23 protein-coding genes are annotated in these 23,921 nt (G+C 45.5%); 21 read left to right on the forward strand and 2 right to left on the reverse strand.

Annotated features, from left to right (window positions below; translation table 11 throughout):
• The first annotated feature begins 7 nt into the window (after positions 1-7).
• The 3 genes from DWZ40_RS13510 (at position 8) to DWZ40_RS13520 (ending at position 1,734) form a co-directional block, all read left to right on the forward strand.
• Positions 8-619: a TetR family transcriptional regulator gene (locus tag DWZ40_RS13510; RefSeq protein WP_118543529.1), complete on the forward strand. Its 612-nt coding sequence runs from the start codon at positions 8-10 to the stop codon at positions 617-619.
• Positions 616-1,047 (forward strand): N-acetyltransferase, encoded by a 432-nt coding sequence (locus DWZ40_RS13515; RefSeq protein WP_347560091.1) that lies wholly within the window; start codon positions 616-618, stop codon positions 1,045-1,047. Before DWZ40_RS13510 ends, DWZ40_RS13515 begins: the two co-directional genes overlap by 4 nt.
• An 81-nt stretch (positions 1,048-1,128) precedes the next feature.
• Complete coding sequence (locus tag DWZ40_RS13520; protein WP_118543530.1) at positions 1,129-1,734, forward strand: Fic family protein; 606 nt, start codon at positions 1,129-1,131, stop codon at positions 1,732-1,734.
• Between the two features lie 82 nt (positions 1,735-1,816).
• Here the strand turns inward: DWZ40_RS13520 and DWZ40_RS13525 are convergent, their stop codons facing one another.
• Positions 1,817-3,616: a sigma-54-dependent transcriptional regulator gene (locus tag DWZ40_RS13525; protein ID WP_118543531.1), complete on the reverse strand. Its 1,800-nt coding sequence runs from the start codon at positions 3,614-3,616 to the stop codon at positions 1,817-1,819.
• Between the two features lie 178 nt (positions 3,617-3,794).
• Here DWZ40_RS13525 and DWZ40_RS13530 point away from each other — a divergent pair, with 178 nt between their 5' ends.
• From DWZ40_RS13530 to DWZ40_RS13580, 12 genes are all read left to right on the forward strand, one after another.
• Positions 3,795-4,949 carry an iron-containing alcohol dehydrogenase gene (locus tag DWZ40_RS13530; RefSeq protein ID WP_118543532.1) on the forward strand — a complete coding sequence of 385 codons (1,155 nt, stop codon included), beginning with the start codon at positions 3,795-3,797 and terminating at the stop codon, positions 4,947-4,949.
• A gap of 20 nt (positions 4,950-4,969) precedes the next feature.
• Positions 4,970-6,022 carry a 4-hydroxythreonine-4-phosphate dehydrogenase PdxA gene (gene pdxA, locus DWZ40_RS13535; RefSeq protein ID WP_118543533.1) on the forward strand — a complete coding sequence of 351 codons (1,053 nt, stop codon included), beginning with the start codon at positions 4,970-4,972 and terminating at the stop codon, positions 6,020-6,022.
• Positions 6,023-6,027: 5 nt separating this feature from the next.
• Complete coding sequence (locus DWZ40_RS13540; RefSeq protein ID WP_118543534.1) at positions 6,028-7,383, forward strand: four-carbon acid sugar kinase family protein; 1,356 nt, start codon at positions 6,028-6,030, stop codon at positions 7,381-7,383.
• On the forward strand, positions 7,358-7,825 hold the full coding sequence (locus tag DWZ40_RS13545) for a TRAP transporter small permease subunit (RefSeq protein WP_118543535.1): 468 nt from the start codon (positions 7,358-7,360) through the stop codon (positions 7,823-7,825). The genes DWZ40_RS13540 and DWZ40_RS13545 overlap by 26 nt, the downstream gene beginning before the upstream one ends.
• A 12-nt stretch (positions 7,826-7,837) precedes the next feature.
• Positions 7,838-9,121: a TRAP transporter large permease subunit gene (locus DWZ40_RS13550; RefSeq protein WP_118543536.1), complete on the forward strand. Its 1,284-nt coding sequence runs from the start codon at positions 7,838-7,840 to the stop codon at positions 9,119-9,121.
• 14 nt (positions 9,122-9,135) lie between these two features.
• Positions 9,136-10,791, forward strand: a complete 1,656-nt coding sequence (locus tag DWZ40_RS13555; protein WP_118543537.1) for a PHB depolymerase family esterase — start codon at positions 9,136-9,138, stop codon at positions 10,789-10,791.
• A gap of 92 nt (positions 10,792-10,883) precedes the next feature.
• Positions 10,884-12,044, forward strand: a complete 1,161-nt coding sequence (locus tag DWZ40_RS13560) for a sialidase family protein (protein ID WP_118543538.1) — start codon at positions 10,884-10,886, stop codon at positions 12,042-12,044.
• Between the two features lie 9 nt (positions 12,045-12,053).
• Positions 12,054-12,506, forward strand: coding sequence for a YhcH/YjgK/YiaL family protein (locus DWZ40_RS13565; RefSeq protein ID WP_118543539.1), 453 nt, complete (start codon positions 12,054-12,056; stop codon positions 12,504-12,506).
• 37 nt (positions 12,507-12,543) lie between these two features.
• Positions 12,544-13,440 (forward strand): 4-hydroxy-tetrahydrodipicolinate synthase, encoded by an 897-nt coding sequence (gene dapA / locus DWZ40_RS13570; RefSeq protein WP_118543540.1) that lies wholly within the window; start codon positions 12,544-12,546, stop codon positions 13,438-13,440.
• Positions 13,441-13,597: 157 nt separating this feature from the next.
• Positions 13,598-13,816 (forward strand): 4Fe-4S binding protein, encoded by a 219-nt coding sequence (locus DWZ40_RS13575; RefSeq protein WP_182431749.1) that lies wholly within the window; start codon positions 13,598-13,600, stop codon positions 13,814-13,816.
• A gap of 89 nt (positions 13,817-13,905) precedes the next feature.
• Positions 13,906-14,163, forward strand: a complete 258-nt coding sequence (locus tag DWZ40_RS19605; protein ID WP_178716517.1) for a hypothetical protein — start codon at positions 13,906-13,908, stop codon at positions 14,161-14,163.
• A 34-nt stretch (positions 14,164-14,197) separates the two neighbouring features.
• Positions 14,198-14,728 (forward strand): nitroreductase family protein, encoded by a 531-nt coding sequence (locus DWZ40_RS13580; RefSeq protein ID WP_118533798.1) that lies wholly within the window; start codon positions 14,198-14,200, stop codon positions 14,726-14,728.
• On the opposite strand, the gene DWZ40_RS13585 is transcribed toward DWZ40_RS13580, so the two are convergent.
• Positions 14,725-16,326 carry a PucR family transcriptional regulator gene (locus DWZ40_RS13585; RefSeq protein WP_182431750.1) on the reverse strand — a complete coding sequence of 534 codons (1,602 nt, stop codon included), beginning with the start codon at positions 16,324-16,326 and terminating at the stop codon, positions 14,725-14,727. The two genes, DWZ40_RS13580 and DWZ40_RS13585, sit on opposite strands and share 4 nt — an antisense overlap.
• 180 nt (positions 16,327-16,506) lie before the next feature.
• On the opposite strand from DWZ40_RS13585, the gene DWZ40_RS13590 reads away from it, so the two are divergent.
• The 6 genes from DWZ40_RS13590 to DWZ40_RS13615 all read left to right on the forward strand — a co-directional run bounded on the left by DWZ40_RS13590 (position 16,507) and on the right by DWZ40_RS13615 (position 23,920).
• Positions 16,507-17,379 (forward strand): DUF2877 domain-containing protein, encoded by an 873-nt coding sequence (locus DWZ40_RS13590; protein ID WP_118543542.1) that lies wholly within the window; start codon positions 16,507-16,509, stop codon positions 17,377-17,379.
• Entirely contained in the window at positions 17,366-18,922 is a 1,557-nt protein-coding gene (gene fdrA / locus DWZ40_RS13595; RefSeq protein ID WP_243035343.1) for an acyl-CoA synthetase FdrA, read from the forward strand. Before DWZ40_RS13590 ends, fdrA begins: the two co-directional genes overlap by 14 nt.
• Before the next feature lie 15 nt (positions 18,923-18,937).
• A complete protein-coding gene (locus tag DWZ40_RS13600) occupies positions 18,938-20,365 on the forward strand; it encodes a DUF1116 domain-containing protein (protein WP_118543544.1) in 1,428 nt (475 codons plus the stop codon).
• Between the two features lie 39 nt (positions 20,366-20,404).
• The gene (locus DWZ40_RS13605) at positions 20,405-21,205 is read left to right on the forward strand and encodes a cyclase family protein (protein ID WP_118533793.1); all 801 of its coding nucleotides are present in this window, start codon (positions 20,405-20,407) and stop codon (positions 21,203-21,205) included.
• A gap of 66 nt (positions 21,206-21,271) precedes the next feature.
• A complete protein-coding gene (locus DWZ40_RS13610) occupies positions 21,272-22,678 on the forward strand; it encodes an amidohydrolase family protein (protein WP_118533792.1) in 1,407 nt (468 codons plus the stop codon).
• Between the two features lie 39 nt (positions 22,679-22,717).
• Positions 22,718-23,920, forward strand: a complete 1,203-nt coding sequence (locus DWZ40_RS13615; RefSeq protein WP_118533791.1) for an amidohydrolase family protein — start codon at positions 22,718-22,720, stop codon at positions 23,918-23,920.
• The last annotated feature ends 1 nt before the right edge of the window (position 23,921 follow it).

The following is a 23,921-nucleotide window of genomic DNA, read 5'->3' on the forward strand; positions in this document are numbered from 1 at the left end:
TATCACTATGACAGACACAAAAGAGCGCATCCTCCAGACGTCCCTCCGCCTGTTTGCTGCAGAGGGCTACGAGGCGGTATCCGTGAGCACCATTGCGGGGGAGCTTGGCATGACAAAGGGCGCACTGTATAAACACTACAAAAACAAGCAGGACATTTTTGACAGCATTGTTGCGCGGATGGAAAAACAGGACGCAGAGCAGGCAGGCGATTATGATGTGCCGGAAGGAACGGTGCAGGAAATGGAAGAGGCGTATCAGAGCACTTCTCTGGAGCAGATGCTGGAATACAGCAAAGCGCAGTTCCGCTACTGGACGGAGGACCCGTTTGCCGCGTCATTTAGGAAAATGCTGACGCTGGAGCAGTTTCGGAGTGAACGGATGGGAGAACTCTACCAGCAGTATCTGGCGGCGGGACCTATGGGGTATGTGGCAGATTTATTTGACGGTATGGGCTTTGCCGATCCGCAGAAGAAAGCGGCTTCCTTTTACGCGCCGATGTTTCTTTTGTATGCGGTGTATGACGGCGCAAAAGAGTCAGAAAAAGCCGCGGTGACTGCGCTTGCCGATGCCTGCCTGGAACAGTGTTACAGGGAATTGAAAAAGGAGAGAGCAGAATGAAAGATTCTATGAAAATCCGTTTGGAAAAACCGGAAGAATACCGTGAGGTAGAAAACATGGTCCGGGAAAGTTTCTGGAATGTATACCGACCGGGATGTTTAGAGCATTATGTGCTGAATCAGTTAAGAAAGGATCCGGCCTTTATTCCGGAACTGGATCTTGTGATGGAACTGGACGGAAAAATCATTGGTCAGAATATGTTTATGAAAGCAGAGATTGCAGCAGATGACGGGCGCAGCATCCCGATCATGACCATGGGACCAATCTGCATTACACCAGAACTGAAACGCAAAGGTTACGGAAAAATTTTGTTGGATGCTTCGTTGGAAAAAGCAGCCGAACTTGGGTATGGCGCGATCTGTATGGAAGAAACTGCCGGGGCAGATATTCTAACGAGTGGAAACGAAATTGTTTCCAGGTATATATAGGTTGTAATGGCGAACAGGTCATGACCTTGCTTTTCCAAAAGAAATCCCATATAATGAAAAAAACAGATTTTGGAGGAACGCATGGCTCTGGAAAATAAATTAGGTATTACCGATTCCGCAGAACTTGCCCGTGAAGAGGAACGAATCAGCAAGAAAAAGGCTGTATGGCTGTTTGAAAGCGGGAAGCTGGACACGCTTCCCGCAGGGACGTTTGCATCATTGAAGGAGATACACAAATACCTTTTTGAAGATATTTATAAGTTTGCGGGGAAACTGCGAACCGTGAATCTGGCAAAAGGAAATTTCCGTTTTGCTCCGCTTATGTATCTGGAAGCAGCACTTGCGAACATTGATAAAATGCCATGGTCAACTTATGATGAAATCATCGAAAAATATGTGGAAATGAATATCGCGCATCCGTTTCGTGAAGGAAACGGGCGCAGTATGCGTATCTGGCTTGACCAGATGCTGAAACAGGGAATTGGACAGGTCGTAGACTGGAGCAAAGTCGATAAGGAAGATTATCTTCTTGCTATGGAACGCAGCCCGATCAAAGATGTCGAAATTAAAGTGTTGCTGAAAGCGGCATTGACTGATGAGGTGGACAGTGGAGAAGTCTTTATGAAAGGAATCGACCACAGCTACTATTATGAAGGGTATACGACATTCAAGACCGAAGATTTATAGGATGTCATGAAGAAGGGAGGAAAGCAATTCGCGAAGAATGGAATTGCCTTCGTTCCTTTTTCTGTTTCAGATTGTATCTGCATTAGACAGATTCTGCCGACTCAGCATGGGATTTCAGGATCCGCCATAAGGTGCTTCGTCCAATGCCGAGGCGCTGTGCCGTTTTGCTTTGATTATTATGTTCTTCTTTCAGAACCATACGTACAACATCGTAGGTGATGTGATCGAGTGTCTGATGTAAGTCGAATTGATAACCGGATTGTTCTGTGGATACCCAAAGTGCAGTTTCCTGGTGCAACAGGCGCATGGTATTCTCGTAGGAAATATAGGGCGTTGTGGTAATCAGCATCAATTCGTAAATGATTCGTTGAAGCTGATGCAGATTTCCTTCCCATGGAAATTGCTTTAATGCCAGACTGGCTTTGCTGTCGAATCCGATGATCTGTTTTCCAAGCTCTGCATTCATCCGGTTGATGTAGAGGGTGGTAAGATAAGGAATATCATCCGGGCGTTCTCTTAGCGGCGGAAGATGCAGAGACAGGCAGGAAAACAGCTTGGTAATTCCGGTAATGACCGGTTTGTAATCATGGTTTTCGTTGTTTGTTGAAAAAGAAAAGTATAGCCGGTTTCTGGCAGCCAGGCGTGTGTCTGCAATGTAAGAAAGAAGCTGGCTGAAATTTTGCGGAGGGATGGTTTCCATCTGTTTAAAGTAAATGCTGTGTCCATTGTGTGCCAGGGGTGAATCGTGGTGGGTAAGCAGATAGTTCCAGTTTCGTTCCGTAACATAGGCGCAGTCAATCTGGTAAAAATAAGCATTTCGGTAGTTGCTTTTGCTGTAAATATTGTAAGCTGCCCAGTCTTTTCCGGTTCCTTTTTCTCCGGAAATCAAAACGGGGGTAGACACATGACTGTATTTTTCAATCAGATCCCGGGTGCTGGATAAACTATGGGTACTGTTAAAATAGGAAAAGTCCAGCATCGTATTGTTTCCTGCGGTTTTTTCTGTAACTGCATCGATTTTCCGAATTTCTTTTTTCTCTTTTAAAACGGAATAAACATAAAGGTAAGTTGTATTTCGCACAGTAGTTTTTTGCAAGGTAAGCTGCAGAATATTGCCTTTGAGATGATATTCCAAAGAGGAATCTTTATTTTCCCATAATGATTCAAAATGTTCCTGAAAAAATGGAAGCAGAGTCTTTTGATCGTATTCGGAAAGGCTTGAGAGGATATTTTTCCCATAACGGTCAAAGATGGTACATCCAACAGGGCTGTTTTGGAATGCCATGGTAAGCTGTGTGAGTTCCCGGCGGCTTTGCAGGGCATTTCGCGTCAGTGTAATGGCCTGTTGGATGGTATTTTGTATGGATTCATAGCCAGTGGTAACAAGAACCGGAGTCATTCCCATGGAGAGTGCAAGATTGTGTGAGATAACATCGCAGACAACAACGGAAATTTCCATTTCTCTTATCTGTTTCATTGCTGCAGTGGCATCGTCTTCACTCCAAATCGTATAGATGGGAATATCATAATCGAGAAGTTCGCATAAAATGCGGGCATGACTGGTAATGTTTTCATAACCGACGATAGCCATAGGCTGATGAAAATTCTGGGCAAGACGGATAGCGCGAAGGGCATCAAGGCTCCACAGTCCAACGTCATAGACCGGGAGTGTAGTGCGTTCTTTTAGATAAGTAGCGGTACCGCCACGGGAAATAATGGCGTCGTAGTTGAATAAATTTAATTTATCTAATAAAGAATCGACCTCTGTTAAGTTTGCAATATAACAGTCTGCCTGTACCTGATTTTCAGAGAGAAGAACTTCATGGATCAATTCGTTCATGCCGCGATACGGAGAAATAACAAGAAAATGGATGGTTTCCATAAACAACCTCCTGTAGTTTATCTGATATGTTTCATATTAAAACAGAAAATGAGAAAAAACAATGAAAAAATGAATATGTTTCAAAATAAAACAAAATGAAGGATGCAGATTCTGTTTGAACGGAATCAATTTTGGTAGGATGAAGTCATTCAAAGAGAACGAGAGGAGAAAGGAAACGATGAAACATCAGTTGATGATTCCGTCCGTGCTGTATACGGGAGTGGGAAGTATTGCGGAAAGTATCAAAGAAATTATCGAAAAAGAACAGGCAAAAAAGGTGCTTGTTTTTACCGATCAGGGAATTATTGGAGCCGGACTGCTGGATCTGTTATTGGATCCTTTAAAGGATCATGGAACAGCTTATGAAATCTTCAGTGATCTAAGACCGGAGCCGTCTTACGAAGATGTAGAGAAAATCCGCAGACAGGCAGAAAACAGCGAAGGAGATCTGATCGTAGCATTCGGCGGCGGAAGCGTTATGGATGCAGCAAAGCTGGTTTCGATTTTGAAAGGTTCTGACTATTCCGTAAAAGATCTTCTGGCAAATCCGTCACTTGGCAGAAAGCAGATGAAGAGCGTGGCAATTCCGACTACCTGCGGAACTGGATCGGAAGCAACCTGCAATGCGATCGTAGCAGTTCCGGAAGAGGAAGTAAAAAAGGGAATTGTAAACACTGCAATGATCCCGGATTATGTCATTCTGGATGCGCAGGTCATAAAAAAGTTACCGAAGTCGATCGTAGCAGCAACCGGAGTCGATGCATTGGCTCATGTGGTAGAATGTTACACTTCAAAAAAGGCAACTCCATTGAGTAATACCTATGCACTGGCTGGTGCAAAACTGATTTTCGGAAATATCAGAGAGGCATATTGCAATCCGGATAACATGGAAGCAAAAAGCAATATGATGCTCGGAGCTTTTTATGGCGGTGTGGCAATTACCGGAAGCGGAACTACAGCAGTTCATGCATTGTCTTACCCGTTAGGCGGAAAATATCACATTCCACATGGCGTATCCAATGCGATTTTATTCGCCCATGTTATGAAAATGAACAAAGAAGCATGTACGCTGCAGTTAGCGGAAATCTGTGATGCGATCAATCCATCTAAATTTGTGGAGAGCATGGATGCGAAAGCAGATTATGTGATTAGCCAGATTGAAGATATTGTAAAATTCACGGAAATTCCGACAGATTTGTATCGTTTTGGTGTAAAGAAGGAAGACCTGGATTTCCTGGTAGATTCTGGCAGCAAACAGACCAGACTTCTGGTAAACAATCGGAAAGAACTGACTCTGGAAGATATTCGTTCGATTTATCTTCAGGTTTTGTAAAGGAAAAGGGGGACTACAATATGGCACAGTTACCGATTCTGGCAATTACAGCGGGAGATCCGGCAGGATCAGGTCCTGAGATTACGGCAAGGGCATTTGCTCATGACAGTGTTTATGCGATGTGCAGGCCGATTGTCATTGGAGATCCATGTATGATGCAGCAGGCATTATCCTGTACCGGACTGGAACATAAGATTCAGATCCATACGATTGAGAAGGTTCAGGACGCTGTTTATGAGAAAGGTATCATGAATGTCTATGATATGCACCTGATCTCGGATCCGTCTGAAATTGAGCTTGGAAAAATCAGCAGGGAAGCGGGAGAAGCGGCATTTCAATATGTGGTAAAAGCTATTCATCTGGCGATGGCAGATGAAGTAGATGGAACGATCACCAATGCGATCAGCAAAGAAGCAATCAATCTGGCAGGACATCATTATTCCGGCCATACCGAAATCTATGCCGATTATACTGAGACAAAGAAATATTGCATGATGTTAGCACACAATGATTTCCGGGTGGCACATGTATCTACCCATGTTTCTTTAAGAGAAGCCTGCGACCGCTGCAAAAAGGAACGCATTCTTGACGTGATTGAGATGGCAGATGAAGTTTGCCGGGATCTTGGCATCACGGATCCGAAAGTGGCAGTAGCTGGTTTAAACCCGCACTGTGGGGAACATGGAATGTTTGGAAGAGAGGAAATCGAAGAGATTGAGCCAGCCATTGCGGAGGCGAAAGCGAAGGGAATTCATGCAATTGGGCCATGCCCGCCGGATACGGTATTTTCCCAGGCAATTGGTGGATGGTATGATATTGTCGTATGCATGTATCATGACCAGGGACATATTCCAACGAAGGTTCAGGGCTTTGTATACGACAGAGAGAAACAGCAGTGGAATGCGGTTGCGGGAATCAATATTACACTTGGACTTCCGATTGTCCGTGTTTCTGTAGATCATGGAACTGCGTTTGACCATGCCGGAAAAGGGGATGCAAATGAACTGAGTTTGCTCAATTCCATAGAATATGGTTCTAAAATGGCACTTAGCAGGCGAAATAAGATGGGGTAGTCCGTATGGATAAACTCTTGATTATTGCGGATGATTTTACCGGTGCCCTCGATACCGGAATCCAATTTACCAAGATGGGGATCCGCGCAAAAATCGTGACGGATTATCAATATGATTTTCAAAATCTGAAAGAAGAATATCAGCTGCTGGTAGTAAATACAGACTCACGCCCGCTTTCGTCAGAGGAGGCTTATAACAGAGTCTATCATTTGGCTGTGAATGCAAGAAAAGCAGGATTTGAATATGTATATAAGAAAACAGATTCCGGGCTGAGAGGCAATATTGGAGCAGAGATAAAGGCAGTTATGGATGCATACGAAGAAGACACTGCATACTGCATCCCCGCACTTCCGTCTTTAAACCGCATAACCAGAAAGGGTGTGCAGTACATTGATGGAATTCCGGTTCAGGAAAGTGTTTTTGGAAAGGATCCTTTTGAACCAGTATGCAAATCGGATGTAGCCGATGTAATACATATTCAGAATGATATTTCTGTGGAAAAGGTGCCGACTTTTTCTTATGAACAGGTAGTTTGGGAACGAAAAGAGCCGACCGTATTTTTGTTTGATGCAGAAACAGATCATGATATGTACCGGATTGCCGGAAGGTTAAAGGAACATACCAATTATCATGTATGCGCAGGTTGTGCCGGATTTGCTGCAGCCTACGAAGTTTTGCTTGATTTTGAACGCGGGAACCCGCATTATATGCAGCTTTCGGATCGTCTATTGGTCCTGTGTGGAAGTGTGAATGAAATTACCGTGAAGCAGCTTGTTTATGCGAGAAAACATGGATTCGGGGCAGGGCGTTTGCAAAATGGACAGAAATTAGATCCGGCTTATCGGGAATCAGAAGCAGGAAAAGAATTTCTGGATCAGATTTATAAGGAAATCTGTTTAAGTGAGCGTTTTTTGATTGATACCTTAGATGAAACAGGGAAAGAAAGCGCACGTGAGTATGCAGCACGCAGGAATCTGAACAGCAGTCAGGTCCGTTTTGGAATTGCAGATACTCTGGGCTGGATCGCAGCCGGGATGATTGAACGAGGCTGGAATGGAACGTTGTGCATGACCGGTGGAGATACCCTGATGGGCTTTATGCGCCTGACCGGGGTGACAGAACTGGTTCCGGTCTGTGAGATTGGAAAAGGCGCTGTCTTATCTGCCATGTGGTGGCATAACCAGAGAATTCAGGTAATTTCCAAGTCTGGCGGTTTTGGAGAAGAGGATATATTTGAGAAGATGTATGATATGGTTTCTGATCAGGACAGTATTTATCTCAAACATACATTTATGAGGAATAAAGAAACAATTATGAATAGGGGGAACATCAGAAATGAAAAAATGGATGGATTGTTTTGAAGAATATGTCATTGCAGTGTTCATCTGCGCAATGGTTTTATTTGAAACTGCAAATGCAGTACTTCATGTGACCGGATCGAAAGCGGTTGGTCTGCCACAGGAATTTGCAGTTTATTTTTATGTATGGATTGCATTTCTGTCTATGTCTTTTTGTGCAAAAAAAGGATGCGATATTGCAGTAACCATGATTTCAGACCATTACAGCAAGTCTGTGCAAAATATCCTGAAGATGGTCTGCAATCTGATCAATATTGCGGTAAGTGTCTGTCTTTTGGTTGGTGCAGTTGGTTTTCTGGCAAACACTGCAGCAGAAGGAACGTTATCGAAGCTTGCGCAGATTCCGATGATCTATGTCAATGCAGCAGCAGTAGTGGGATTTGGTCTTTGTGTAGTGCGTAACATACAGGCATTGAATCGCATTGTGAAAAGTACGAAAGCATAAGGAGGAGCAAAAATGTTAGCAATCATCTTTATTTCTATGTTAGTTCCCATGCTGGTTATGGGTTTGCCTATGGTTGGCAGCTATGCCATGGCTTTTCTTGTACCGTGTCTTTTATCTGGTCAGGAGGTGTTTCGCCTTTCTGATCTGGTAGGCTGGCTGGCAGCCGGAGCAGGAAAAGATACCTATGTTGCAATTGCATTGTTTGTAATTTCCGGTGAGCTGATGAGCAAAGGACGTCTGACGGAACGTATTTTTGATATTTTTGCTTATTTGTTTGGAAATTTTCGCAGTTGTTTCCCATTGGTAGCTGTCATGACTTCCCTGTTTTACGGAATGATCTCTGGATCTGGAATTGCAGTGGTTGCAGCGGTAGGATGCATGGTTCTTCCGTATCTGGTCGAACTGGGTTACGACGTGGTCTTTTTTGCAGCGATGCTGGCCTGTGCCGGTTCTCTGGGACAGCTGATTCCGCCAAGCGGTGCAATCTTACAGACGGTTGCCATGATGGAGGATGTAAATGCTACAGAGTGCTTTAAAGTAGCGATGGTCATGGGTCTGGTGTGCGGTCTGTTCCTGCTTGTTATGACCATTCTTCATTGCCGTAAGGATGGCGGTGACCGTGCAAAGATTGAAGAGAAAGTAAAAGAACTGAGAGCAAAAGGTTTTGGAAGGGTATTTGCTGACAGCATCTGGGCACTGCTTTGCCCGGCAATCATCCTTGGCGGTATTTTTACCAATATTTTTACTACTGCTGAGGCAGCGGCTGTATCTGTAGTCTATGCGGTTATTGTTTCTCTGTTTATTTACAAAACGGTAAATCCGAAAGAATTATGGAATACGATCCTTGGTTCTGTTAAGGCGGTGGCAAAGCTTGCTATGCTGCTTGCGTTTGCAGTTTCTTTCTCAAAACTTTTGGCGGCATACGGATTAGATGTCGTGATTTCCAATGCTGCATCTGCAGTATTTGCCACAAAGACCTCATTCATTCTGATGAGTGTGCTTTTAATGAGCGTTGCAATGTTAATTATGAACCCGACTGCGATCGTTATTCCGATTGTATATCCGGTAGCGAAGGCTTTTGGTATTGAACTGAATGTATATGCAGCAGGTGTGTCTGGTCTGGGCGCAATCGGTTCCCTGACTCCTCCTTTTGGAATGAGCCTGTATGTTATTGCACCGATCGCAAACAAAGATCCGATGGAAATCTGCCGTAAGGTCATTCCGCTCTGGCTTGGCATGACGATCATTATTTCTATCATTATGCTCTTCCCGGGGCTTGCAACCTGGGCTCTGTAAGAAAGGCAAAGTTTATGAAAAAATTGGTATTTGCGCACCCTTTCTATTTTTATATTTCATCTGCTGCTGGCTGTGATCCTGTAAAAACAATCTATCTCTGCTGTCCACAGCAAGATGCTGCTTCTTTGGAAGGTGCAGAACATTTTGCAAAAAGAACGGGGTGGAAAGAAATTGCAGAGCGTGCCGGGGCAGTTCTGGTGGTTCCTGTGGCTCCTGAAGGGTGGGAGGCTGAAGCGCCCGATTTCCTGTTGAAACTTTATAATGAAACACGAAACAGCTTTAAAAGCCGCAGCGGCAGTGCAATCTGGGGGCGAGGTGGTTCTCTCTGGTGTTGGGAAACGATTCTCTACATAGTTGGCTACAAAGAGGGTGCTGTGTATGCAGGAAATTTTTTGACGTCACACCCGAATTTTGCAGCGGCTGTTTCACTGATAGATGGTCTGCCGGAACATTTTGAGGCGGGAGAAGAGGAATCCAACCATTGGATGGTAAAAAATCCAAAAGATTATTTTGTCAGAAACAGGGATATCCCTGTTTGCCTCTGGGCTTTTTCCTCAGAAAATACGGATAAAATAACAGCACATTATGCTTCTATGTATGACTGCTTTGCGGAAGAAGTTGTCGGTAATATCTGCACACAGGTATACAAAGATTCAAAAAATCAGGCAAACCAAGTACGCATCATCCGGGCAGATTTCCGGGATGAAGCAGAGCGCAGCAGATTTATCTATACGCAGCAGTTTGCGCATGTGATCCGCTGGAAAAACGGTCCGGATGGAACACTTGCCTGGGTGGACAGCAAACAGGATTTTTACAGCAGTACCCGCTTTCTGCGCCATAGCATTTCTATCGCAGGCGTATCATACGATTATTTTGTACATCTTCCAAAAGGAAAAGAAACGGAAAAAAATTTACCGGTTGTATTTAACATTCACGGAAGAGGAGAACCTGCCTGGATGTATGCGGATAAAAATGGCTGGAATGAGTTAGGCGACCGTACGGGTGAGTTTATCGTAGTGACACCGGATTCTCCGGGAAACGGATGGTTTTCTTTGCGGGATGGAATATTGTTCCCTCTTATGATCGAAGAACTGGTGAAACGGTATCAGGTGGATCAAACGCGGATTTACCTCGCTGGTTTTTCAAATGGTGCGGTCATGGTTCGGGAACTGGCGTACCAGCATCCGGAGCTTTATGCAGCTGTTGCGTCCAGCAATGGTCCGGCGGGCGATACCTATAGCATGCATCAGATTGATGAATCAAAGCTGCCGGATTCTTTTGCACCGGAAATTCAGACCAGAATGGATATTTTTGCCGCAGATGGATGGGAGATGCCGATTGCATTCTTTTATGGAGATAATGATCCAACGGTTCAGAAAGAAAAAGATTTGTCTGTTCCATTCTTTCTCAATGTAAATCATTGCGATGCGGATCATGGATTAACCTGTAATGAGAGTAATTATTTTACGAGTGAAAATGGTTATCAGGAAGGAAATCGTTTTTCTACTGTGGCATACAGCAATGATGAAAACGATGTGCGTGTACTGGTGACCCTTATGAAGAATATGCCTCATGGTGCAATCAACGAAGAAACGCAGCTGATCTGGGAATTTTTCAGAAACTTTTGTCGAAAGAAACATGCAAAAAAGGTTGAAAGAACCGGATCGTGATCAGGATTTTGGCTGTCGTTATGATATCATAGGGGTCAAAAGACCTTTTGACCCTAACATCATAGAATCAAAAAATGAAGAAGGATAGAAAAATGGAGTATAAACATATGGGAGGATTAACTCCGGACGGAACCATTTATGTAAATGATGATATGGGAATCCTGGAAGCGATGCTGCCTCCGGGAAAATATGCAACAGCTCATGCACCGGCGCTGTTAGAGCTGGAGAATGGAGATATACTTTGTGCCTGGTTTGCAGGTTCTTTTGAGGGAAGCAAGGATATCAGCATCGTATGTGCGAGAAAAGAACATGGATCCGATCACTGGGAGGAACCGGTGGCAGTTTCCTATGATTCCGAGAGAAGTGAGCAGAATCCGTCTTTATTCCTGGGACCGGATGGAGCAGTATGGTGCATGTATACGGCTCAGTTGGACCGGGTAGAAGGTAAGGATAATATGCAGTTTACTTCGATTATCCGCTGCCAGAAGTCATTTGATGGTGGAAAAACCTGGGGAAAGGCAGAGGTGATCTTCCCACAGGAAGGAAGCTTTTGCAGACAGCCAATCCAGGTTCTTTCCAACGGAAGGTGGATTTTTGGAAACTGGATCTGCACAGATTCTGCCAATGGACTGGAAGGCGATCCAACTGTATTCCGTATTTCCGATGATCAGGGAAGAAGCTGGAAGCAGGTCGAAATGCCAGAAAGCAACGGTGCAGTGCATGCTAATGTAGTGGAACTGGAACCGGGAAAGCTGATTGCCCTGATGAGAAGCCGTTTCGCAGATTTTGTATACATCAGTCATTCTGATGATTATGGGGATACCTGGACCAGACCGGAGCCGACGGTTCTTCCGAATAATAACTCCAGTATCAGTGCGCTGAAACTTCAGAGTGGAAGACTGGCGATTGCGTACAATCCAACCCATGTACCAAATCCGGAATATGGAAAGGTTGCATGGCCGGGACTTCGCTGTCCGGTAGCCGTTGCTCTATCAGAAGACGGTGGCAAGACCTTTCCGCTGGTGCGTCTGATGGAACGCGGTGAGGGATTTTCCGGGGAAGAAAACACTACAAACAATAAGCAGTATGAGTATCCGTATCTGATGCAGGGAAAAGATGGGAGAATGCATCTTGCCTATGCTTATAAAAACAGGATCGGAATTAAATATGTAAGCTTTTGGGAAGAAGATGTTATGGGCTGCAAGCGTGAAAAGGTTGGATTGTACAATCCGACTGCGGCACAGAGCAGATAGGAGCAGGTTATGATCATAGATCGTATTGAGAATATCGGATATTATGAATCCGTTCTTCCCGGACTGAGCAATGGGTTAAAGACCCTGAAACAACTCGCGTCTCTGGAGTCTGGAAGACACGAATTTGAAGGTGGCTTTCTTATGATTCAGGAAGGGGATACCAAACCGATGGAGGAAGGAACTTTCGAGGCACATCGCAGTTATGTGGATGTTCAGATTATGCTGCGTGGATGCGAGGAACTTGCCTGGGAGGAATATCATAAATTAAATTCCGTGATTCCTTATAACGAAGAAAAAGACCAGGAACGTCTGGATGGAGAAAAAAAGCATGTCGTCCTGATTTCTGAGGGAATGTTTTTTGCGGCCTTTCCTCAGGATGGTCACAAAGCGGTTTCTCATACTGTGGAGCAGCATCATTATGTAAAAGCAGTGATGAAACTGCGTATTCCGAAGCAGAAATAAAGACGATACAGAGAGTATAAGATTGGAGGAAAAGAAAATGACAGAGATCAAAGGGATTATTGCTGCGATGCAGACCCCAATGTTTGAAGATGGAAGTTTGAACGAAGCAGAAATGAGAAATCAGATCAATCGTGAGATTGAGGATGGCTGTGATGGCATTTTCTGTCTTGGTACCAATGGTGAATTTTATATTTTAAGTTTTGAGGAAAAAGTCCGCGTGATGGAAATTTTTGTAGAGGAAGCAAAGGGACGTGTTCCGGTATATGCAGGTACTGGCTGTATCAGCACGGCAGAGACCATTGCCCTGTCGAAAAAGGCACAGGAGATTGGCGTAGATGTTTTGTCGGTGATCACTCCATATTTCGCAGCAATCAGCCAGGACGAGCTGTACGCACACTACAAAGCAGTTGCTGAGGCAGTAGATCTCCCGATCGTTATGTATAACATTCCAGCGCGTACTGGTGCTGCACTGGCTCCTGCAACCGTAGGAAAGCTGGCAGATATCAAAAACATTGCCGGTGTTAAGGATTCCAGCGGAAACTTCAATAACATCCTGCAGTATATTGCGGCAACAAAAGACAAGGATTTTGCAGTGCTTTCCGGCAACGATGCGCTGATTCTGTATACCCTGATGGCGGGAGGGAAAGGCGGAATCACTGCAATTGCAAATATCCTTCCGGAGATCATGGTAAGTATTTATCAGAAATACCTGGCAGGTGACATTGAAGGGGCGAAAGCAGCACAGGCATCTATTGCACCGATCCGTGACTGCTTCAAGTATGGCAATCCGAATTCAATCGTAAAATGTGCCACCAACCTGATGGGGCATCCGGTGGGACCGTGCAGAAAGCCGTTTGGCATGGTGGGAGAAGATGCGAAAAAAGCAATTCTGGATGTGATCAATACATACTATGCGGATTATAAAAAGAAGTAAAGAAAGATAAAGCATTGTTGTAGGAAAATGTTCTAAGAAAAAAGGCTTTTTACTGATGAAAATTGGTAAAAAGCTTTTTTTGTGGTATGATAAAAATGGAAAAGAACTGATACAAGAAAAACTGATAATCAGAGAGAATAGATATTTGGAGGAAATCATGACAAACGAAGGGAATGTTCCGGCTGATAAACCGGTATACTATATTTTAGATAACTGTACCCGCTGTGGACGCTGCGCCCAGAAGTGTCCGCTTCACGCGCTGGTTCCGCGCCAGGGGCATTACCGGATCGATCTGCGTTTTTGTGATGGCTGCGGAATCTGTTATGAGATCTGTCCGATCGGGGCGGTGGACAAGGGAAGCGAAGCGGATCAGTAGTGAGAAAATGAACGGAAGCAGGGCTGGAAGTTAGCAGAAAAAGCAAATTGGAATTCTTTGCGGTTGCCTGAGGCTATGAGCCCTGCCGCATGGAACACATCAAGGCATACTGGCCGGAAAACAACAGTGTCGGTTCCGGACAGGTGCTGCACTGTCCTTACATGGCAGCAGATGCCCGCCTGGTGGTGAAGGAGATGACATGGCAGACGGAGCGGAAACAGGAACTGGACGAGTACGAGAAAGCCGCGCTGGATGAATGGGAAAGTGGATTGGGACCGGAAAATAAAACTTCACAATTTCAAAGCCTTTCTTTTGGGAACATTTGTAAAGTTTATTTGTTACAATGAACTTAAAAGAAAACCCAAAGAGAGGATGAGGATCATGAAACAGGAACTGTTGAAAATCATGAAGGAAAGACGCTCTGTGCGCAGTTATAAAAAGGATCTTATGATCCCGGAAGATGTATTGCAGGAGATTCTGGAGACTGCAACTTATGCACCGACAGGCGGTGGGAGACAGTCACCGGTCATCATTGCAGTTACAGATAAAACCATGCGAGATCACATTGCGCATCTGAACGCGAAGATCATGGGAGATGAGAATGCAGATCCGTTCTATGGAGCACCGGCTATTGCGTTGGTTCTGGCAGATGGCAGCAAGAGCACTTGGGTGGAAGATGGTACAAACGTACTTTGCTATCTGATGCTGGCAGCAAAAGCATGTGATGTTTCCAGTGTATGGGTACACAGGGAAAAAGAAATTTTTGACAGTGAAGAAGGAAAGAAGCTTCTGAAACAGTGGAATCTTCCGGAAAACTTAAGAGGTGTCGGTGCAGTGGCACTTGGATACCTGGAAGGCGAGGAGCCGAAAGCAGCTCCCCGCAAAGAAGGTTATATCGTAGAAGTACGTTAAAACCGGACCTTAAATTTATAAAGATAGACAGCGGCCTCCAGCAGGAAATGATCATTCCTGTTATGGAGGTCTTTTTTTGTAATTTCCTGGATACTCTTGATGCGGTACGCAATGGTATTGTAATGCGTAAACATTTCTTCTGAGATTCTTTTTACATTTCCGGCATATTCAAAATAATAATCCAGAGTCTTTAAGAGATCTGTGTGTTTCTGGTAATCGGTTTCAATCAGCGGACCAAGCAGTTCCTGGACGAATAGGCTGGTTTCTTTTTCTGGGTCCGCAGCGTACAAAAGACGTAACAGACCGAGATTTTCAAAATCAAGAACAGTCTGTTGGTTCAGCAGCGCAGTGCGCAGTGCGGTGCGGGCTTCAGTATCGCTCTGGACGATTCCGCGGATACCCGGGTGAGGGCGGCCACAGCCGGCAGAAATATGAAGATCCGGATATTCCTGGGCAAGTGATGTGATCAGCTTTGGAATATGGTGTGATAAATGTTCCAGATCAGAACTGGATGCAGGGGCGTTCAGCAGGATCAGGTAATCATCGGAAGTAGGGACAATCCGTACGTCCAGTCCCAACCTTGAAAAAACAGAACGGATATTGCCCATAAGGAGTGTGTGCTGAAAATTTTTTTTATATTGATTTTTTTCATCCTGAATCTGTGTTTTTAAACGCAGAATTAGGTGGTTGTCAGCGAGTGTGAGCTTAAATTCATCGGCGCGGGTTTGTTCAAGCTGATGGTCTACGATAGGGTCTGATAGAAGATGGAGTAGAAAACTGGTGAAAAGAGAATCTCCCTGTTCCCGGACACTTTGTTCCCGCGTGATTTCCAGTGGAATGGCGGTGAGAACCTGCGATAAAAGCTCCGGGGGAAGCGCCGGAGACTGGGTCGGGTTGCAGATATAAAGGCAGCCGTAGGAGTGGTCCCCTAATGTCAGATCGTGCGCCTGGGAGCGCTGGATAAGTGTATTGATCATCTGAGATTCGGAGTCTGCCTTAAAATCGCTGCGGTCTTCTTCCTTAAGAAAGATACTGTGGCGGTTGTTGACGCTGTCTACAATGAGGATACTGCCGCCGGTAAGCTGGGAAATCATGAAAGCAATCTCATCTAGATTGGCTCCCTCGGTGATGGTCTGGGTCAGCATCTGGTTTACAGAAAGGGTATTTCGCAAAAGCGCAGTCCGGCGACGGGTCAGTTCGTCGGAAAGTACCTGGGTAATACGGGAAAACTGCATGTCGGGCGGAAGTACAATGAGCGGAAAGCCAGCTTCATTGGCTTGTTGGATCATAATGGGGGGAACAACGTTGTCGAGGTATTGTGAAGGTTTGATGCAGAATGCGGCCATCTGGTTTTGCACTAAAGTAGGAATATAGGCATTCATGGCATCAGGGTCCTGATAGACAGAAAAACAGGTGGATATCATCAGTTCACCCGGGGAAATCCACTGTCCGTAATCAGGGTTGTCGCTTAAGTTAATGCCGGAAACAGTGCGGTTTAACCCACTTTCACCGGCAGCAAGATAGCTGGTCGAAAAAATAGGGAGTTTTAAAAGCTCCTTTACGGTTGGGTAATAGGCTTCTTCAATATAGTAGTTCATCTGGGCTTCCTCCATTCAAAATTGAAACGCTTACCAAAAGTATAAGAAGTTTATTGTGAACAGTCAACATAGAAAATGACAAAATTAGTGATTATAATATGAAACATAACAAAGATAAAAAACAAAGCAAACAAAAAATATTGTGAAGAGTTCACAAGACGGAGAAGGGAGGAGTGGAAAATGAAGGTGCGGGTTCGGATCTGCAGCCGCTTATACGAAGCGCTGTCGGAACAGACATTGGAAGGAACTTTACATTCCTGTTTTCACAGAGCCATGAATATGGCATATGAAAACGGCCTGGTTACCTTTCTTGCAAAAGAAAAGAGCCTTCAGCCTTTTTCCCTAAATCTCGACTGGAGCGGTGATTTCATGTTTGTGAAAGAACTGGTACGTTCCAGGGGAACAGAAATGCGGTTAAATCTGCAGGGGCTCTGGATTGGAACTTATCAGGTGTTTGAGTTTGAAACGTTTGAGATTCTGAATCTGAAGAAAAGGCAGAGTGAGATCCTGAATCCGGCGGCAGCCAATTTCATCCGAAGTTTTCTTTCACATCAGGAGGAAAAAGGAATTCATGGGTTAATTGAAGGAAGAACAGAGGATGTGTTTTCCGCTTTTCTTGCATCGAGGATCGAAGCCTTTCGAGAAGCAGTGCAGAATGGAGAACGGGAAACAGCGGTGTATGCGGCAGGGCAGCTGGCTGGAGGAGGGCCGGGCCTGACACCTTCTTCCGATGATTTTCTCTGTGGCTATATAGTATCGTGGCCAGAGAATTATCCCTGGGAAGGGTTTGCGGAAACAGTCACCGGTGCAGCGGCATCCAGAACAAACGATGTCAGTGGATCTTTGTTGAAACATGCGGGCGAAGGAATGTTTTCAGAGGATGTTCTTGGTCTTCTGGAAGGATTTGCAAACTGCGACACAGAACAGATTCGCACAGCTCTGAAACGTGTTGCCTGTTTCGGAAGCAGCTCGGGATGTGATTTCCTGACCGGCATGTATTATGGAGTTATCGATAGCAATAAGATGGGAGGAAACAGATGTGGTAAAGCTTGAAATCAGAAAAAACACCTATTACGATTCAGTAACCCTGATGATCATCTCGAAAGATGTAAAAAATCTGTCAGGTGTTTCCGAAGCACTGGTAGGCATGGGAACGGATCTGAACCGTGAGATTGCGGGAAATCTTGGCTTAGATGCAGACGGCTTTGAGGATGTAACCGCAAATGACTTTTTTGTGGCAGCAGATTGTGATGACGAGAACTGCTTCAAAAAAGTAGTGGAAAAGGTAGATGAACTGCTGAACAAGAAAGCAGAAAAAAGCAAGGCAGAGTATTTCCCGCCGACTCTGGATGGAGCCATAAAAGTGGAAAAAAATCTGAACATGGCAGTGATTTCAGTTCCGGGACGTTTTGCGGCAGATGTTGCAAAAGACTGCCTGGATCGTGACATCAACGTTATGCTGTTCAGTGATAATGTCACCATCGAGGAAGAAAAAGCACTGAAAGAGTACGCAGTATCCAAAGAACTCCTGATGATGGGTCCAGATTGCGGAACCGCAGTTATCAATCATGTACCGCTTGCATTTGCAAATGTGATTAAGCCTGGAAAAATCGGTCTTGTGTGTGCATCCGGAACCGGTGCGCAGGAAGTTTCCACTATTATCGACCAGCTTGGTGAAGGTGTTTCCCAGCTCCTCGGAACTGGTGGAAGAGATTTAAAGAGTGAGATTGGCGGAATCATGATGAAGCAGTGCCTGAACGCACTGATTGAAGATCCGAAGACAGAGATTATTGTGCTGGTGTCTAAACCGCCGGCAAAGGATGTGGAGGATCAGATTTTAAAGATTGCTGCTAATGCTGGCAAGCCGGTTGTAGTCTGCTTCATTGGTGGTGACGCAGAGAAAATTAAAAAAACCGGATTATATGCAGCAGTATCCCTGGAAGATGCAGCGCATAAGGCAGTGGCACTGGCAAAAGGAGAGGCCGTATCGGATTTTGAAGATTTCACCATGGGCCTTGAGAAAGCGGAAGCGCTGGCCGCAGAGGAAAGAGCCGGCATGATCCAGGGGCAGAAATATGTGAGAGGCCTTTATACCGGCGGAACCATTTGCGATGAGGCAATGAAACTTCTGATCGGAAGTATGGGACATATTTATTCCAATATCCCGCTGAAAGCGGAAGATAAACTGGAAAACGCAAGAAATGGAAAGTCACGGGAAAATACTTTCCTGGATTTCGGAGATGATGAGTTTACTGTTGGCCGTCCGCATCCGATGATTGATCCATCCCTTAGAGCAGAGCGTGTGGTCGAGGAGGCAAAGGATCCGGAAACCGCTGTGATCCTGGTAGACTGTGTGATTGGCTATGGTTCCCACGAGGATCCGGCAAAGGATTTATCCGATGCGATTCGGAAGGCAAAGGAACTGGCAGCAAAAGAAGGCCGTTACCTGTCTGTGGTAGCTACTGTATGCGGCACAGAGGGTGATCCGCAAAACCGTACAGCAACATCTCTCCAACTGGCAGGAGCAGGGGCAATTGTACTTCCGTCCAATGCACAGGCAGCGAGATTTGTAGAACTGATCACGAAAAATCTGTAGGGGAGGAGGAAGAACATGAGCAAGGTAAATGAGTTATTTGAGAAAGAATTATGCGTAGTCAATTTCGGTATTGAGTCTTTTTATCAGGACCTGAAAAAGCAGAATGTCAAATCGGTCCATGTTGCGTGGAAACCGGTGGCTGGCGGAGATAAAAAGATTGCCGGTTATTTAAAACAGTTAAAGGATCCGAATCTGGCAGAGAAGATCGCAGCCGCAAACAAGGAGGCACTTCGCAGAATCCTTGCGGCTCAGCCGGCGCTGGTAGGAATGTCAACTGCCGGAGAAGCAATTCCTGGCATGACCAAAACGACGATCCTTCATGCTGGCCCGCCAGTGAAGTGGGAGGACATGTGCGGTCCTATGAAAGGCGCTGTTATGGGCGGCCTGATCTATGAGGGACTGGCAAAGGATATGAAGGAAGCGGAAGAGCTGGCCGGAAGCGGAAAGATTACCTTTGATTCCTGCCATCATCACAATGCAGTAGGTCCGATGGCTGGTATTGTTACTTATTCTATGCCGGTATGGCATGTGGTAAACAAAACTTTCGGAAATGATGCGTACTGCACTATGAACGAAGGACTTGGAAAGGTACTGCGGTTTGGAGCTTGTGATGAAGAGGTATTTGACCGCCTGAGAAAGATGGAAAAGGTTTATTATCCGGTACTGAAAGAAGCACTGGAAATCCATGGCGAGATCGATATGAAAGTTATGATTGCGCAGGCTCTGCAGATGGGAGACGAGGGGCACAACAGAAATAAGGCTGGCACGTCCTTGTTTATCCGTGAGATCCTTTCGGATGTTTACAAGACCCATTTTCCGCTGGAGCAGCAGCAGGAGGCAATTGCATTTATCAATGGAAATGACCATGCATTTCTGAATCTGTCTATGCCGTCCTGTAAAGCTACGATGGATCCGACTCTGGGAATTCCGTACAGCACCATTGTTTCTACCATGTGCAGAAATGGTGTGGAATTTGGCATCCGGATTTCCGGACTTGGCGCAGACCAGTGGTTTACGGCACCGTCCGAATATATCCGCGGTCTTTATTTCCCGGGATATTCCGAAGCGGACGCAAATCCGGATATCGGAGATAGCTGTATTACAGAAACAACCGGAATTGGCGGATTCTGTATGGCAGCTTCACCAGCTATCGTACAGTTTGTAGGAGGCCAGGTTCAGGATGCGATCAACTACTCTTCTCAGATGTACGAGATTACAGAAGGGGAAGGAAATGCCTATAAAATTCCGGTACTGGACTTCAGAGGCAGCGCAACTGGAATCGACATTGTAAAGGTTTTGGAGACTGGAATCCGCCCGATCATCAATACTGGTATTGCTCACAAGGATTACGGCGTTGGACAGATTGGAGCAGGTCTTGTAAATCCGCCGGAAGGCTGTTTTACAAAAGCCATCGAAGCATGCGCAAAAGCATGGACAAACTAGATAATAAAAATATTTATATATTAAGGAGGATTTATAATTATGAGTAAGTGGTCTGACATCAAAATCTACGATTTAAGTATTCCGATTGGAATCAGTACTCCGCCGTGGCCAACCTATGAGCCGCTTCAGGTGAAGTATTTCAAGCGTCTGGCACCGAATGGAGCAAACGGACAGCTTGTGACCCATTCCAATCATGTAGGAACCCATCTGGATGGCCCGCGTCATTTCGACACCGCAGGAAGAGATATTGCAGCTCTGGAATTAACCAAGCTGTGTGCACCGGGTGTTGTAGTTGATTTGTCTGATATGGCAGAGGATTTCGGCATCTATACCCCGGAAGATATCGAGAAGCGCGTTGAGGTACGTGAGGGAGATATCCTGATCATCAACACTGGTTATCATAAGTATGGATTTGACCAGCCGGAGGCAGATGAGCGCCGCTATATGCTGCGTCACCCGGGTCCGTCTCTTGATTTTATCAAGTGGGTACGTGAAAAGAAGATTAAATGGCTGGGAGTTGACTGCGGTTCCGCAGATCATCCGATGAATACTAAGATCCGTGACTGGGAGCCGATGGAGGCTGAAAAGTGCGACGCTATTTTCCGCAAGAAATATGGCAAATCCTTAAATGAGATTTATCCGTGGCCGGAGCATTACCAGGCAATGCATTTAGAGTTGTTTGGCCAGCCGTATGAGGCAATCCATGCAGAGTGCATGGGAGGTGAGATCGATAAGTTGTCCAACAAGCGTGTTGTAATCGGATGCTTCCCGTGGAAGTTCCAGGATGGAGAAAGCTGCATCAGCCGTATCGTGGCATTCGATGGTTTCGAGGATGTATAAAGAACAGTAACAGGCCGGTTCAGAGGGTTTCGTGGGGAACCCTCTGAACGAAAAGGAGGAGTCTGTATGGGGACAACGCTATATAAAAATGCTGACTGGATCATTACCATGAACGAGAAAAGAGAGAAAATCCGTCATGGTGATCTGCTGATTTCAGGAAAAGAAATTCTGGATGTAGGAACGGATCTGGAGAAAAAATATGAAGGAACATTAAAGATTGACCATGTGGTAGAGGCAGAAGGCACGGTGATTCTTCCGGGTTTTGTAAATGTGCATCATCATACATGGCAGTCTCTGATCCGCAATATCCAGGCAACAAGAGGACTGAAGCTGGAACCGTGGCTGACTGTTATGTATGAGATCTATAAAGATCTGAATACGGATGTGGCTCGTGCTGGTGTTTATTCTGGTCTGGGAGATATGCTTAAAACTGGATGTACGACATCCAATGATCTTTGGTATCCGCATCCTGTGGGAGTAAAATATCTGGTTGACGCGGAAATTGAGGCCGCGGCAGAAATTGGAATCCGTTTCCATCCGACCAGAGGATTCCACTCTGTACCTAGCAGTATTGTACCGCCAGAAGTTGTGGATACAAAAGAGAGTGTTGTGGAAGACACGATCAGACTGGTGAAAAAATATCATGACCGGTCCCGTTTTTCCATGTGCCAGGTTGGCATCGCTCCGAGCATTGCCCAGTATGAAACGGAAGATATCATTGAAGCTGTAGTAGATCTGGCAGAAGAGTATGACATTATGGTTCACGGTCATCTGGCAGAGAGCCAGCATGAGGTGGAATATACGCTGAAGACTTGGGGTTGCCGGCCATTTGAGTGGTTTAAACGGCACCGTTTGCTTGGCAAACGGTTTTATTTTGCCCACTGCATTCATTTGAATGAAGAAGAAATCGCACAGATGGCAGAGACCGGAACCGGAGTGGCACATTGCCCGATCTCTAATATGCTTTTAAGTTCCGGTGCATGTCCGGTGCCTTCTTATCTGGAACACGGTCTCACAAGAATTGGTCTTGGTGTAGATGGAGCTGCCAGCAGCAATTCATCGAATATGCTGGAGGAAATCCGGTGCGCATATCTGTTAAATCGTCTTACCTGGGGTGATAAGGCGGCAACACCGGATGATTATCTGTATATGGCAACGGCAGGCGGAGCAAAAGTTCTTGGACGGGATGACATCGGTTATCTGGCACCTGGAATGGCAGCAGATTTCGCCCAGATGGACTGGAATCAGCTGACTTATGCAGGCGGATGCTATGATCCGGTGGCATGCATTGTAGAGAGCGGCGATCCTCGTCTTGTTAAAAATGTAGTAGTAAATGGGGAATTAGTAGTATCTTCTGGAAAACTTACAAAGGTAAGCGAAGAGGAGAAGCGTGACTACGTAAACCAGGTAGGAAAAGATCTTCTCACCAGGGCATCCGCAAGGATTGAAAGTCTGAAAGAGGATATTGGTTAGCAAAAATGTTGAATCATGTAAAATAATGGAGGTTTACATATGCTGGATATTAAGATTACGAACGCAAAAACAAGAAATACCGGAAAAGAACTAGTTGAGATCGGAATTGAGAACGGAAAGATCACGGCAATCGCGTCTGCAGTAGAGGGCGAGGCAAAGCAGGTTATCGATGCAAAAGGAAACCTGGTAACCGAGTCCTTTGTAAACGGACACCTTCATCTGTGTAAGGTTTATACTCTGGAAATGGCCGGACAGGCTGCATTAAAAGAGTACAACGACAATAACATGGGCGGTGCTATGACTTCCATCGAGAGAGCAGCAGATTTCAAGGCATGCTATGATGAAAAGTGGATCATTGAGAATGTCCGTAAGGCATGCGATCTTGCTGTGAAATACGGCAATACCCATATCCGCGCATTTGCAGATGTGGACAGCAAAGCCAGACTGGAAGGCGTAAAAGGTGTTATCCGTGGAAGAGAGGAATATAAGGACCGCCTGGATATTCAGGTCGTTGCATTTCCGCAGGATGGTGTTGCCAGAGAGCCGGGAGCAAAAGAACTGATCAAACAGGCTATGGATCTTGGTGCCGATGTAGTAGGCGGAATCCCGTGGATCGAGTTCACTGAGGAAGAGGAGTTAGACCATGTAAATTCTATGTGTAACTACGCAAAAGAGTATGACAAAGACATTTCCATGCTTCTGGACGATGTAGGTGATGCAGAGGAGAGAACCCTGGAGATGTTATGCAAAAAGGTCATCGAGATGGGCTGGCAGGGAAGAGCAACCGCACAGCATTGCCGTGCCATGGAGCTGTATCCGGAGAACTACTTCAGAAAGCTCGTTTCCCTCTTAAAGAAAGCCCAGATTGGTGTGGTATCCGATCCGCATACCGGTCCGCTGCATGCAAGAGTCAAAGACCTTCTGAAGGCAGGCGTGCCGGTTGCTCTTGGACAGGATGATATAGCAGATGCTTACTATCCATACGGTGAGTGCAATATGCTTCAGGTAGCTTTCCTGGCAAGCCATTTGCTCCACATGGTAAGCTTCGACGACATGGAGCTGCTTTACGACATGATCACAACAAGCGCCGCAAAGGTTCTTGGAATCAAAAACCATGAACTGAAAGAAGGCGGAGATGCAGATCTGGTAGTACTTCAGGATGAGGATGTATACCATGCAATCTGGCATCACACAGCACCGGCTTATGTTATTAAGAACGGCGTTGATATTACCGTAAAGTAAC

The organism is Clostridium sp. AF32-12BH, from assembly GCF_003477935.1.
GTDB lineage: Bacteria > Bacillota > Clostridia > Lachnospirales > Lachnospiraceae > Brotaphodocola.